This is a genomic window from Chitinophaga sp. XS-30 (assembly GCF_008086345.1).
In the GTDB taxonomy this organism is placed as follows: Bacteria; Bacteroidota; Bacteroidia; order Chitinophagales; family Chitinophagaceae; genus Chitinophaga.
In genome coordinates this window covers 2961765-2976431 of sequence record NZ_CP043006.1, presented here as the reverse complement: position 1 = coordinate 2976431, position 14667 = coordinate 2961765, and the positions used below count along the sequence as shown (strand labels likewise).

Here is a 14667-nt window from a genome sequence, read left to right as displayed (position 1 = left end):
ACAGAATTATAAGCCTACCTGTAAACCGAAGGCAAATGAGCGGCTCAGCGGATAGGTCTGCCCGTTCAGCAGTTCGGGATCAAACGCCTTGTGCAGGTCGGTGATCAGGAACAGGTTCTGCCCGGTCAGGAACACCCTTGCGCGGGCGATCTTTGCCTGGGAGAGCAGGGACTGCGGCAGGGAATATCCGATCGTTACCTGCTTCAATCTTGCATATGCTGCATTCTGTTTGTATTTGGTCTGTGTCTGCTGATTGTACCATGCGCCGATCTTGTTCACCGGATAATAGGCATCCCTGTTCTCGGGCGTCCAGGTATCCAGGTGGTATTTCAGGGGAACGGACCATTCATCCGTAAAGCCCCAGAAATAGGTGCCGCCCAGCCAGTAATCACGTTTCAGCGTGCCCTGGAAGAATACGGTGGCGTCGAAGCCTTTGTATTCCGCGCCGAGGTTCAGGCCAAACTGATACCTGGGCGTGGTATTGCCGATAATGCGGCGGTCTCCGGGGTTAGCCAGCGTATTGTCCCCCTGCGTGATATTGCCGTCACCGTCCAGATCCACATAGCGGATATCGCCGGGCAGCCATTGCCCGCCCCAGATACCGCGCTGGGAAGCTGATTTGGTCACTTCATCTTCAGACTGGAAATAGCCGGCGGTAGTGTACCCCCATACTTCATTGATCTTGGCGCCAACATAGTAGTCGCTGATAAGACCGGAAGGGTTCAGATCATATTTGGTGATGGTAGCGGTATAATCAGACAGGTTGAAGCCTACACTGTAGCTGAAGTCTTTTGTCACCTGGTCCTTCCAGTTCAGCATCAGTTCCCATCCATCTGTTTTCATATCCACCGCATTGCTGGAAGGAGGTGCCACACCAATGATGCCGGGCAATGGAGCGGAGGATGCCAGCATATCTTTCGTTGTCCTGGTATATTTGTCAAAATTCAGCACCAGCCTGTTATTCAGGAAAACCGCATCCACACCGATGTTCCGGGTTGTAACCTTTTCCCAGGTGAACTGTGGGTTCACCAGTCCCGGTGCGCCAACATACGGACCGGTCAGGTTATCATTAAAGATATACCCCGTCTGCCCCACCGGCATCGTAGCGATGTAAGGATAATTGGAGTCGGTGAACTGGTTGCCCAATGTACCGTAGGAACCTCTGATCTTCAGATCATTCACATAGCGGGTGAGCGGCTCAAAGAATTTTTCTTGTGAAATGCGCCATCCTGCAGATACGGAAGGTGCGAACAGATAGCGGTTGCCCCGGCGGAAACGGGAAGTACCGTCATAGCGGCCGTTCACTTCCAGCAGGTATTTATCCGCATAGATATAGTTGAGGCGGAAGAAGGAACCGCTTACAGCCCATTCCGATTGAGCGGCTGTCAATGCCGGGTTCTGGTCGTTATGCGGCACGAGGCTGGGCAGGGTAGGATCGATCAGGTTACGCGCGGTAACGCCGAAGCTCCTGTTCTGCTTCAACTCTTCATTGTAACCCACCATGGCTTTCAGGTAGTGTTTGGCGCCGAACGTATTTTCATATTCCGCATAGGAATTGAGCGCGTAATAGCTGTCGCTGCTGTTGGTCTGGAACAGGCGGCTGGGCGTTGTCCAGGGGTAAGTGCCGAGCAGCGCGCCATCAACACCGTATTCATTGAATGCCTTGTAATGCTGTGTTTTGTTATAAAAATATCCGTTCCAGGTGTAGTCCGTCACGATACGAACGTTCTTCACCGGTCTGATCACAAAACCGCCGGTCAGCCAAAAGTCATTGATATCGTATTTCTGGCGGCCATTCAGCTTCATCAGCGCGATCATATTGGTGTAGTTGCCCTGTCCGGAAAAATTGCCGTCAGGGTGATAGACCGGCATCAGCGGCGTAAGATCTGTAGGAATGAAAGACCAGGTCTGTGAGGTTTCGTCTACGAACTGGGTGCCATTGGGCGTATTCAGCGTGGTACGGTTCAGGCTGGCCTTGAAATTGAGGTCCAGCCAGTCGGTCGTCTTGTTGGTCAGCCGGATGGTGGCATTATAACGCCTGAAATCCTGATCGGCTTCTTCCAGCATGCCGCTCTGGTTAAAATAACCCAGGCTGGCGGCATAGGTTGTTTTGCCTTCGCCTCCGGAGAGGGAAATATTATGTTGCTGCTGGGGCTGATAACCGGGATACAGTACATCTATCCAGTCTGTGCTGCCCACGTAGCGGTAGCGGTTAGGTCTGTCGGGGTCGACATAAACCGCCGGATTGTTGGCGGGGTCCGCCAGGTGCTGCGCAGCGAGGATAGAATCCTGATCCGTATAGTTATAGCTATTCCCGCCGGCTCTGCGCGCGGCATCTCGGAACATATTGATATACTGGGAACCGTTGAGGTACTCCGGCAAACGGGTGGGCCGCGCAACGGTATAATTACCGGAATAACTGATATTCACTTTTCCCGGTTTACCGCTTTTGGTGGTGATAAGGATCACGCCATAAGCGGCACGGCCACCATATATAGCAGCGGAAGCCGCATCTTTCAATACGGTTACATTCTCAACATCATCGGGATTGATGAGGTTAGGGTCCATCACCACACCGTCCACCAGCACCAATGGGCCGCCCCCATTCAGAGAGGTGGTCCCTCTCAGGTTAAAAGAAGCCCCCTGCCCCGGAGCCCCGTTCCCCAGGGAAACGTTCAATCCGGGCAAAGTACCCTGTAGGCCCTGCGCCAGGTTCACCAGCGGGCGGCTTTCCAATGTTTTGGCGGATACGGTGGCCACAGCGCCGGTAAGGTTCGCGGCTTTCTGGGTACCATACCCTACCACCACCACTTCGCTCAGCGCAGTATTGTCCTCTGCCAGCACAATGGTTGTGGAGGCAGCGGCCGCCGGAATTTCCCGGGTGGCAAAACCGATGTATTTAAAGACCAGTATAGCCGAATCATTTTCCACGGTAAGGGTAAAGTCCCCTTCTTCGTTCGAAGTCGTGCCGTTGGAAGTCCCTTTTTCCAGTATGGTCACCCCCGGAAGCGGCTGCCGGTCAGGCCCGAGCACCTTTCCGCGCACCTGCGTCTGGTACACAATAGTTCTGCTGGTTGCGGAAGTGATCACCACCAGGTTATCATCTACCTGTTTGTAGCTCAGGCCGGTATTCCTTAACAGCTGGCTGACGGTTTCCGTCCAGGCTTTATTTTTTACCGCTACATCTACCAGCGCTTCTTTCTGCAGCATTTCATCGTTGTAAACGAAATGAACGGAGGTCTGCCGCTCGATAGCCTTCAGTACTTTTTTCAGGGAGGTCTGCTTCAGGTTCAGCGAGACCGTTTCCTGCGAGTACGCGGTCAGGGCAAATGATTGTATGGAGCACATACAAATAATAATGGCAGTCAATTTCATCATGAGCAGGAGCTTGACAAGTGGAATGACAGGTATCCCGGACCCTGGCGCCGGACCTAGTCTCAATTTTTTCATACTTTTGGTGTTAGGTTGTGTAAAAAATGGCTGCCCCTTTCCTTTAACACGGGGAAAGCCGTTACATCTAGCATTGCCGCAGGAATGGAGAATGCGTCAACATTCTCCTTCCTTTTTTACGGCTGATTTCAGTTGATCTTCATTGTTGTCGTTCGATTCATGTGGTAACGTGAGATTAGTTTAGCAAATTAATTATCAGTTTATCATCGTACGTACACCGTATCATTCTCCTGGCGGTACGTTAGTTTGCCGGTTGCCTGCAGTGTGCTTAATACCGTGGTCAGTGTTTTTTTGCCGAACACACCTGTAAAACTTGTTGTATAGAGATTTTCGTTTTCCACTACAATAGTGACATTGTACCATTTCTCGATCTTGGAGGCTACTTTGCCGAAATTTTCCCCGTCAAACACCAGTTTCCCTTCTTTCCATGCGGCATCGATCAATGTGCTGTCATCCGGATTGACCTTCATTTTGCTGAGCAGCAATAATGGTGCGCCGGTAGTTTCCAGGCTGTCTTTCAGGTGCCGTGTGGCAATGTAGTCCACATTCTGCCTGTTGTGCACACTGAGTTTTTCCCCGGGTTTCAGCTGAATGGTATTGCCGGGCTGGTCGTCCAGCGTGATCTCCACAGAGCCGCTGACCAGAGTGGTTTCTATATTTTGCTCGTCGGGATAAGATCTGACGTTGAATACGGTGCCAAGCACCCTTACTTTCAACCCTCCGGCACGGATAACAAAAGGTTTGTTCTCGTTCTTCGCTACCTGGAAATAGGCTTCGCCGGTCAGGGTCACATGCCGGTCTGATACGTTGAAATCATCATCATAAACGATCTTGCTGTTGGCATTCAGCCAAACTTCCGTTCCGTCCGGCAGGGTAAGATAGGATTGTGAACCTTTGAGCGTTTTTACCTCCCGGCTGGCCAGGTTTTTCTTTTCTCCGGCACTCCCGTTCCAAAACCACCATCCTGCTACAGCTATCCCTATGCATACGGCCGCGGCCGCCCAAAGGCTGCCTTTCCGCCATCGGCGGCCGGTTTCCGGTTCGGGGACCGGCGTCTCCTCAAACAGTCCCGCTATCTGCATTTTCGTATAATGCGTAGTATAGGCCAGCAGGGCATCCGCATTTTCTTCCCTCCCGTTGTCAGTACCCGGAAATAGCTCGCGGTATAATATCCGCAAACCCTCATCCTCATCGACAAGTTGCTGCAATTCAGCCTTTTCCGGCTCATTTGCCTCTCCCGATAAGATCCGGCTGATCAAATAATAAAAGCGTTGCTCCTGCATGTCACAAAGGGTGATTAATAGTAAGACAAGATCGGGGTCAGAACTCCCCAATCCATTTCAAAAAAAATTTCAGCGCAGATTACGGCGGTAGGTTTTCAGCACATCCGCCAGGCGGCGCATGGCAATATTCAGGTGGCGGTCCACCGTATTTTCGGAGATATCCATAATGGCGGCCACTTCCTTGTAGGAAAAGCTGTCTTCCCGGACGAGTTTGTACACCATCTGGCATTTAGGGGGCAGCTGGCGGACGGCTTTGGCAAAATCATGCTTCAGTTCGCGGCCAATGGCCTCATCCTCCGGGGTGATGTGGGAAATGAAAGTTTCGGGAGCGATGTTGTCGATATCCCAGGTCGTATAGTTCCTGTTCTTTACCAGGTAATTAATGGCCGCGTTCCGGACGGCGGTAAAAAGATAGACTTTCAGATTGCGGATGCCCAGGAGGGATTCTTTCATCGTCCATACCTTCAGCATGGCATCGGACACAATTTCCTCCGCTACTTCATTTTGCCGGACATAAGTATCCGCAAACCTCACCAGCCCTTTGTAGAAATAGAGAAAAAGCCGCTTGTAGGCGCCCTCATTCCGGAAAATGGCAATCTGTTCCTGTAGCAATGTGGTATCCATCAATTATCTGCTGCTGAACGCGCGACTAAACATAAATTCACTGTAGACTAATGCATAGGTACGAATATGCAGGTAAACGGGGTAAGACTATTTTGACAATTTGATAGCTAATCTTCACATTTTAAAGGGTAAAGCGGGAAAAATGACGGTCATTTCTTCCTGATCTCCTTCAGCATCAGGTAAAAAGAAGGCTTCGGCATATCTCCGTGGTTATATCCGTCCAGCTCATACAAATGCGTGGCTTTATGCCCGATCAGCCCCATCATCCTCGCCAGGTAGGCATTCTCCTCGTATCTGCCCAGCATTTCCATTTCCCGGTCCCCGGTGTAGAGATATAATGGTGGTGCATCCGCGCGGATATGATATAGCGGCGCATAAGCGTCGATCACCGGTTGCGTATCGGGGATGCCTTTTTCTTTGCGTATGGTAAAATGCGTGATAGCCTGACCGCTGAAGGGGAATAATGCCGCGATCCTGTTGGCATCGATATCATGCTTTGCGAGCCATTGCTTGTCCAGCCCCACCATGGAAGCCAGATACCCACCCGCGGAATGGCCGGATACATAGATCTTCGTACTGTCCCCGCCGTACCGGTGCGCATTTTTAAACGCCCAGGCCACTGCAGCGGCAGCATCTTCGATGTACGCCGGGCAGGATACTTTCGGACTGAGCCGGTAATTGGCGGATATGATGATAACGTGCTGCTTTTTCAGTTCAGCCGGGATGCTCTTGTTGCCACCCGTAATACCGCCGCCATGGAACCAGACGATCACCGGAACATTGCCGGTTTTCGCGGGATAATACACATCCAGGCGGCAGCGTTCCTTCATGTAAGGCGTCAGTTCGCCGGTCCGGTACTGGATGTTATCTTGCTGCGCGTAGGTAGTGGTATCCTGCGCAAAAACAGGCAGGGCAAAGCCCAACAGCAAAAACAGGATCAGGTGTTTCATGGGTGCGATGTTTGGGAACAAATATAACCCACCCCGGGCAGCATTTATAATCCATTCTGCGGTTGCCGGCCGGTGTTTTATTTCGCCGTCAGCGTATAGGTTTTGCCGGGCTTTGTGGGCAGATCGAACAACAAGACAGGCGCAGGGCCAACTGGCTGCTTCTCCGCCTTTGGAGAGATCAGCGGTTCTTTTACCGGGATGATGTGATAGAAATAATTCGGGTTATCACCGCTGGCCGGGCGGAGTGCGGCGGATCGCAGCACATTGGCCGTTCTGATACGGCAGTTTCCGCCAAGCGAGGAACGGATCACCAGCTTTTCCACCTTTCCTTCCTTCCACACCAGTTCCACAATCTCGAAACCTCCTCTCGCCCGCAATCCTTTGATGCTGCCGTTCTTCCATACGGCAGGCAGTGCGGGCAGCAGGTGAATGGCGCCATCATGACTTTGCATCAGCATTTCGGTGATGCCGGAAGTACAGCCGAAATTCCCGTCTATCTGGAAAGGGGCATGCGCATCGAACAGGTTATTGTAAGTACCGCCGCCGCCTTTCGTACCAACGGGGCTCAATTGGTCGGATATCAGTTTCAGCGCCCGTTCTCCATTCTGGAGGCGTGCCCACCAATTCACTTTCCAGCCCATGCTCCATCCGGTAGATACATCTCCGCGTTGCAGCAGGGATGTTTGCGCCGCGCTGAACAGTTGCGGTGTGCGGTAGGGAGAGATCTGTGCGGAAGGAAACAATCCGTACAGATGCGAGATATGGCGGTGCTTGTCCTCCGGATCGTCCAGGTCTTCCAGCCATTCCTGCAACTGGCCATACTGCCCGACCTGCATGGGTGGCAGCCGGTCGCGCACAGCTCTCAGCGTGTCGCTGAACAGCTTGTCGGTTTTCAATACTGTGGCCGCTTCTATGGCCACGCTCAGCATATCGAAAACGATCTGGTTATCCATGGTGCAGCCCGCATCGAATGAAACACCGGGCCTTGTTTTTGGTGCATTCTCGGGGGAAGTGCCGGGGTTGATGACCAGCCACTGATGTGCTGGCTCCTCCACCAGGTGGTCCACAAAGAACATGGCAGCGCCTTTCAGCGCGGGGTACACCTTCGCGAGGTATTTTTTATCGCCGTTGTAGAGATATTTCTCCCACACATGCTGGGACAGCCATGCGCCTCCCATGCTCCACACGCCCCAGAAAATATTATCCACCGGGCCGGTGATACGCCAGAGGTCTGTATTATGATGTGCCAGCCATCCCCTTGCGCCATACATTGAACGGGCGGTTTCGCGGCCGGTGACGGAAAGCTCCTTCACCATCTGAATGAGCGGCTCATGCATTTCAGGGAGGTTATCCTTTTCCGCCGGCCAGTAATTCATCTCGGTATTGATGTTGATCGTGTATTTGCTGTCCCAGGGCGGCGTCATGCTGCCGTTCCATATCCCCTGAAGATTTGCGGGCTGGCCGCCGGGCTGCGAGCAGGAAATGAGCAGATAACGGCCGAACTGGAAATACAATGCCACAAATTGCGGATCGTTGTCCATGGAGAAATTCTTCAGCCTTTCATCAGTCGGTGCCGCAGCGGCGGCAGTGGTGCCAAGGTCTATTTTCACCCGGTTAAAATACCGCTGGTAGGCGGTGATATGCTCCTGCTTCAGTTGTGCATAGTCTTTCTTCCAGGCACCGGCGAGATAGTCCCCGGTACGCTTGTCCGCATCGGCGCCGAGATCATTGTAATGCACGTAATTGGTAGCGATGGAAATACATATTTCCGCGCTGGTGGCGTTGCGGATATCGATAGCGGTATCTGTGCGGCTAAGGGTCCCTCCTTCCGTCCTGATCCTCGCGATGCCTTTGAACTTCAGCTTTCCGCCTTCCACTCCTTCATGACCGGCGGTAGTTCCGCTGATGATCAGCTCATTATCTTCTGCGCCAATCACTGCCATTTTATGGCGGGTTGACAGGGAAGCCCTGAATGAAAGCCCGCCCGGTTTTGAACTGCCAAGTTTTATGACGATGACCTGCGCCGGTACGGAAGCAAACACTTCCCTCGTATAGGCTGTTCCGTTAACCGTATAAGTGGTTCTGGCAACGGCTTTTTCAATATCCAGCTCCCGGTAATAGTTTGTATAGCTGCCGTGGTCAGCGAAATGGATATCCAGGTTGCCCACCGGCTGGTACATCTGGCCGTTCGACTTCCTGGTCTGCATGGTTTTTTCGGCCAGTTGCTGCGCTTCCTTCTGCCGCCCTTCGAATATCAGTTTTCTTATTTCCGGCAGGGCTGCCAGTGCATCCGGATTGTCGTTGCGATTCGGGCTGCCGGTCCATACTGTTGATTCATTCAGTTGAATGATCTCCTGTTCCACATTGCCATATACCATCGCGGCAAGTCTGCCGTTGCCTACGGGCAAGGCATTCTCCCATACTTTTCCGGAGGGGGTGTTGTACCATAGCTTCATTGCGGGCTGCTGCTGCGCAAATAAACCAGCGGCCAGCAACAGTAACAGGGTGGAACAGGAAATTTTTTTCATACGTGTACGTCAATGTGTTCCACAATAATAATCATCAACATTGACGATTACCTGTGCCATATGCACAAATTATCCGCGAATATTAACATTTTAAGGGGTAAATGAGACTTTAACGGCAGGGCGTAGCGCCCCAATACTACCTCGTCCTGTAGAATTTATAGGCGAACAGGAAGATCACGGCATAACAGATGATCGGCAGGTAATAGGCATGCGCCACATCCTTGTCTGCCAGCATACCCATCAGCGGCGGAAAAACCGCACCGCCCACAACGCCCATCACAATAAAGGAAGAGGCTCTTTGCGTATGACCGCCCAGGTTCTTCAGACCAAGACTGAATATGGTGGGAAACATAATACTGAAGAAGAAATTGATCATCAGCAACGCTACAAAAGAGGGCCACCCCCAGCTTTGCGCCACGATGATGCACATCAGGATGCTGCATGCCGCAAACGTAGCCAGCAGCTTGTTAGGTGCGATGAATTTCATCAGATAAGTACCAACAAAACGACCGGTCATCATCATGACCATACTTAATGAAAAATAATAGGTTGCGCGGGCATCGGTAAAGCCCATCTTTTCCACACCATAGTTGATGAAGAAAGCCCAGGTCCCTCCCTGTGCGGCAACATTGAAGAACTGCGCGATAGCCGCCCAAATGAAATGGCGGTGCTGGAACAATTTTTTCTCCGGGGCAAGGTCCACATTCACGGCCCCTTCTTCCACTGCTGCCGGCGGTGCGGAGTGCGGGTCCACCAGCGGCGGCACTTTCACAAAATAGAAAGATACGCCTACCGCAGCGATCACCAGCCCGATGCAAACGTACAGGGTACGGACGGAATCCAGCCCTGTGCTTTCGGTGTTCCCGAAAATGAAATAAGCGCCCAGCAACGGCCCTATCACTGCACCCAGGGCGTTGAACGATTGCGCAAAATTGATGCGCTGGTCGCTTCTCCGCTGGTCGCCCAACGAAGCTACAAAGGGATGCGCCACCGTTTCAAGCGTAGCCAGCCCGCAGGCCAGGATGAACAAGGCTACACGAAAAAAGAGGAAAGATTCCATATTGGAAGCCGGCACAAATAAAAATGCCCCGGTGGCATACAGGAAAAGTCCAAGTAAAACCCCGTTCTTGTACCCGAACCGTTTCATGAACAATCCTGCCGGGATGCCCATCACGAAATAAGCGCCAAAAATGGAGAACTGTACGAGACCGGACTGTGCTTTGGAAACGCTCAGCACATTCTGAAAATGTTTGTTCAGTACATCTCCCATCGTAATGGCAATACCCCATAACATGAAAAGCGAGGTAACAAAAATGAAGGTGAGGATAAATTTTTTCTCGGTGAATTTAGGTGTTGACATAGATAAATGTGGAATTAGACCGGTCAAGATATAAAAAAATCAATCCCGGGCGGGAATATTTCCGTTTCTGGTTGAACAAATGCTTTGAAATCCCGTAGTCCGCCCGGCAGCGGCCTATACAAATGCCGCCAACCGGTCAATACCGCTCATCCATTCCGGGAACGGGTTACACAAATGCGCTAAACCCGGTAATGGCACGCCCTACAATAAGGGAGTTGATCTCCTTGGTGCCTTCATAAGAATAGATCGCTTCCGCATCCGCCACAAAGCGCGCTACGTTATGGTCCAGCAGAATGCCGTTACCACCCATCACTTCGCGCGCCTGGCTGACAATGTCGCGGGTACGCAACGAGCAGAACACCTTGGCGAGCGATGCATGTTCATCTTTCAGCATGCCCTGGTCCTGCAATTCGGATAAACGGAAAACGAGGGATTGCATGGCGGTGAGGTTGGAGAGCATTTCCACCAGATGGTTCTGTATCAGCTGAAATGCGGCAATAGGTTTACCGAACTGTTTCCGTCGGCGGGTATAATCCAGTGCATTCTCATAAGCGCCGCGCGCACAGCCAACGGCCATCCAGGCCACACCGGCACGGGTCATCTGCAATACTCTGGCGGTATCTTTGAAGGAGTTGGCATGCTGCAGCCGGTCACGCTCTTCCACCACGCAATCCGTCATGGTGATCAGCCCGTTCTGCACGATGCGCAGCGCCATTTTGCCCTTGATCTTTTCCACCGCAAAACCCGGCGTGCCTTTGCGCACGAGGAATCCTTTCACTTCACCGTCGTCCACATCCTTCGCCCAGATAATGGTTACATCAGCAAAAGTGGCGTTGCCGATCCATTTCTTCTGCCCGTTCAGCACCCAGCCATTTTCCGTGCGTTTAGCCGTAGTGGTGAGCCCGCCCGCGGCACCTGAGCCTACTTCCGGTTCCGTCAGCCCGAATGCCCCGATGATCTTCATCTGCTGCATTCCGGGCAGCCATTCCTGCTTCTGCTCTTCCGATCCGCAGAGATAGATCGATCCCATGGAGAGGCCGCTTTGCACACCGAAGAACGTGGCTATGGAAGAATCGATACGCGCCATTTCCATGGCAATGATGCCTTCCATCAGGAAAGATTTGCCCGGACAGCCATATCCTTTGTAAGTAACCCCGCAGAGGCCAAGCTCCGCGAATTTGGGGATGACTTCAAAAGGGAATTCATCATGCAGCCAGTAATTATTGACGATCGGTTTGATCTCCCGCTCCATGAACTCCCGTACTTTCAGCTGAATGGCACGGTCTTCATCGCTCAAACGAAGATGCAGCTCATAAAAATCACCGTTGATCTCCGGCAGTTCTTTTTTCTTTCCACCACTGCTGTTCATCATTTTCATCAGTCCTTTCAGCTGGTTATCATCCAGTCTGGAAAAACCTTCCATCACCTGTTGCAGGTCCACCTTCCGGGAGAGCTTTCCCAGCTTGTCGAAATCAATACTTTTAAACAGCTTGTAAGCCTCTCTGATCTTCGAGAATGTTCCGGCCATATCGGATAGTATTTTAGTTTAAAAAACGAGGGCATGGATGAATGCCAAAGCTATCTAAAAAAAATAATATAACCGGTAAAATGGAGAACCCGTTGCCTCAGCAGGGTAGCAACGGGTCTCCGCTTCCCGGGAGCGGCATCTCTGCTTTTTTCTGTGTTACACATTGCACGGTCCCGGTACTATCTTTTACTGTCAGCCTTTGTATTTCATTTTTTTCCTGAAGAGATCGATGAAACCAAAGAAGACAAGCCTGAAAGGGTTCTGGCTGACGAAACCGCTGGTGATACCGTAGCGGACCTTTTCGGTTTCCGGCTGGTAGGTGCCGAAGAGGCGGTCCCAGATCATCAGCACACCGCCGAAATTCCTGTCGATATACAAAGGATTTGAGCCATGATGCACCCGGTGGGCCGAAGGCGTGTCCAGTATCCCTTCAACAGGTTTTATCTTTCCTATAGCTTCCGTGTGCAGAAAGAACTGGTATAACAGGTTCAGCGCATAGGACAGTACAATGAACCCGGGCGGAAAGCCGATTATAACAGCCGGGATGAAGAAAAAAGGGCTTACCAGCGCACTGAACCAGTTGAGCCGGTAAGCCGCCGTCAGGTTCATCAGGGGACTGGAGTGATGTACTACATGGAAGGCCCAGAGCGGTTTCCAGACGTGCGATGCGCGATGGAACCAGTAGTAGATGAAATCCGTAACAATGAAACAAAGGCCGAACACCCATAATTTGAATGGCAGATCGAAGATGGCCAGTCTTGCTCCCAGTTCCAGGAAAAAGAGCTGGTATCCTGCAAAAAGGAATTTGGATAAATGGAAGCCTGCCAGGATAGTGATATTGGTCACCGTTTCCCGGACCTCATACACTTTTTTGTCCCGGCGCCAGCTCCAGATGATTTCTGCTGTAATGAGCAGCGCAAGGAACAAAAGCACGATCCCTCTGTATTTTCCGGTTGCAAAATCCATATACTTGTTTTTTACAACCCGAAATTGCGCTGAAAACCGAAGCCGGGAAAGGGGAAAACTGGTGAAACTGCCGTATCGGGGGTTGAAATGTTCAGGTATTCATCCAGCTCCGCAGCGCCGGTACACGGGCTTTGCTGATCAATATTTTTTCAGGAGCGGGAACCTGCATATTCAGCAGCAGCCTGCCGTTAAAGAAAAACTCCACTTCCAGGATGTATTTGCGCTGTACGATGAACTGCCGGTTGGCACGAAAAAAAACGGCCGGGTCCAGCAGTTGCTGCAACTCCTCCAGGGTATGGTCGATAAAATACTGTTTGCGGTCTGCCGTACATGCCTGTACGACTTCGGCTTTGGAATAGAACCAGGCTATTGTTGCGGTGGACAGCGGGATCAGCCTGTCCCGGTGATGCACGAGGAAAGACTGCCTGTACACCGGCGCCTGCTGCAAAGCCTGTATCATATTTTTCAGCGATCCTGCGTCTGCAGGCCCCTGTGTCCATCGCCTGTACCTGTTCAATGCCCGTTCGATATCTTCCGGCAGGAATGGCTTCAGCACATAGTCGATACCGTTAGCCCGGAATGCTTTCAGCGCATATTCATCATAGGCGGTGACGAAGACGACCGGTTGCTGAACGTCCACCTGCCCGAATATCTCGAATGAAAGTCCGTCCGCCAACTGGATATCCATAAAGATCAGGTCGCAACCGCCGTCCGTTTTCAGCCATTCCACGGTGGCGGCTACGGAAGGCAGCGTGGCAACAATGTCCACGCCGGCTGCCGCGCGCTGCAGCTCAAAGGCGAGGTTGCGTGCATTCACAGGCTCATCCTCAATGATCAGTAAACGTAGTGGTGGTATCATTTGTGGTCGGTAATTTAACGATAAAATGTTCGCTGGTCCTGCTGACCTTTACCACGCCTCCGGTCAGCATCCTGAAGCGTTCGTTAAGGTTATGCAGGCCCAGTCCGGATGAAAACGACATGCCATTTGCGGGTTGCAGATTATTGGCCACTACCAGGTCTTCCCCCTCCGTATAGATATTCACTTCCAGGGGCAGTTCAGGAACGGCGATATTATGCTTGGCTGCGTTCTCCATCAATGGCTGCAGGGAAAAATGGGGTATCATCCTGGATTCGAAATCCGGCGGAACGTTTACCCTGATGCAGATACCCGTTTCGAAACGCATTTTGAGCAGTTCCGCGTAAGAGGCAAGCTGCCGCAATTCTTCCCCGACCGTTAAGATCTGTTGCGGCGCATGCAGCAGGTTGCGGAAGATCCGTGATAAATGGGCAATATAACGTTGCGCTTTGCCCGGGTCTTCCCGTGTAAGCCCTGATAAAGTGCTGAGCGCATTGAAAAAGAAATGAGGGTTGAGCTGCTGTTTCATCAATTCAAGCGCTGTTTCCGCGCTCTTCCGCAGTATCAGTTCCTTTTCCGCCTCATGCCGCCGGGTTTCCCTGATCTGGTAAATGATCCGTACGATCAGCAGCTCCAGCAGCACACATACCCCGAAACGCAGGAAATAGGCGCCACGCAGGAAGTTTACGGCGAACGGAGGCTGAAAGAGCAGCCAGTGCAATTGTATGGCAATGATGCAGCCAAGCAGCAGAAAAAGCAGATTCGGCAGCAGAAAGGGCCTGAACAGGTCCGGGCCATTTTTCCGCAGTTCAGGCAGCCAGCGAAGGTTCAGCCGGAAAAACAGCCAACCGAACAGGGAGGTGACCAGCAGCAGGTACAGGAATTCTCCCAGGTCGAAAGTGATGAACTGCCGCGCCAGGCTCCCTTCATACATCAGGGCGAGCTTCGGCAGATTGACCAGGAGGGCGATGACCGCTACGCTGTACGCAACGATCCTGTTCTCAAGTTGTTTATTCACACGGTAAATATGCGACATATACCTATGAACGGGCGCAGCCACAGGGGCGAGGCTGCAAAATTCCGGGTTGAAATGCCATGGACCGGATGTGTGCCGCTTCGCGG

Annotated in this window: 10 protein-coding genes; all 10 read right to left on the bottom strand. The window is 52.0% G+C overall.

Features of this window, described 5'->3' with window-relative positions; translation table 11 throughout:
- Window positions 1-6: 6 nt before the first annotated feature.
- The 10 genes from FW415_RS12235 to FW415_RS12190 all read right to left on the bottom strand — a co-directional run bounded on the left by FW415_RS12235 (window position 7) and on the right by FW415_RS12190 (window position 14563).
- Window positions 7-3378, bottom strand: coding sequence for a TonB-dependent receptor (locus FW415_RS12235; RefSeq protein WP_168208790.1), 3372 nt, complete (start codon window positions 3376-3378; stop codon window positions 7-9).
- 275 nt (window positions 3379-3653) lie between these two features.
- Window positions 3654-4733, bottom strand: coding sequence for a FecR family protein (locus FW415_RS12230; RefSeq protein WP_148385277.1), 1080 nt, complete (start codon window positions 4731-4733; stop codon window positions 3654-3656).
- A 69-nt stretch (window positions 4734-4802) separates the two neighbouring features.
- Window positions 4803-5357 (bottom strand): RNA polymerase sigma factor, encoded by a 555-nt coding sequence (locus FW415_RS12225; RefSeq protein WP_148385274.1) that lies wholly within the window; start codon window positions 5355-5357, stop codon window positions 4803-4805.
- 149 nt (window positions 5358-5506) lie between these two features.
- Window positions 5507-6307, bottom strand: coding sequence for an alpha/beta hydrolase (locus FW415_RS12220; RefSeq protein ID WP_148385271.1), 801 nt, complete (start codon window positions 6305-6307; stop codon window positions 5507-5509).
- 77 nt (window positions 6308-6384) lie between these two features.
- Window positions 6385-8835, bottom strand: a complete 2451-nt coding sequence (locus FW415_RS12215; RefSeq protein ID WP_148385269.1) for a glycoside hydrolase N-terminal domain-containing protein — start codon at window positions 8833-8835, stop codon at window positions 6385-6387.
- 136 nt (window positions 8836-8971) lie between these two features.
- Complete coding sequence (gene fucP, locus FW415_RS12210; RefSeq protein ID WP_148385266.1) at window positions 8972-10195, bottom strand: L-fucose:H+ symporter permease; 1224 nt, start codon at window positions 10193-10195, stop codon at window positions 8972-8974.
- Window positions 10196-10361: 166 nt separating this feature from the next.
- Complete coding sequence (locus tag FW415_RS12205; protein WP_148385263.1) at window positions 10362-11723, bottom strand: acyl-CoA dehydrogenase family protein; 1362 nt, start codon at window positions 11721-11723, stop codon at window positions 10362-10364.
- A 192-nt stretch (window positions 11724-11915) separates the two neighbouring features.
- Entirely contained in the window at window positions 11916-12689 is a 774-nt protein-coding gene (locus FW415_RS12200) for a sterol desaturase family protein (RefSeq protein ID WP_148385261.1), read from the bottom strand.
- A 91-nt stretch (window positions 12690-12780) separates the two neighbouring features.
- On the bottom strand, window positions 12781-13548 hold the full coding sequence (locus FW415_RS12195; protein ID WP_148385259.1) for a LytTR family DNA-binding domain-containing protein: 768 nt from the start codon (window positions 13546-13548) through the stop codon (window positions 12781-12783).
- Window positions 13517-14563 carry a sensor histidine kinase gene (locus FW415_RS12190; protein ID WP_168208789.1) on the bottom strand — a complete coding sequence of 349 codons (1047 nt, stop codon included), beginning with the start codon at window positions 14561-14563 and terminating at the stop codon, window positions 13517-13519. The genes FW415_RS12195 and FW415_RS12190 overlap by 32 nt, the downstream gene beginning before the upstream one ends.
- Window positions 14564-14667 lie beyond the last annotated feature (104 nt).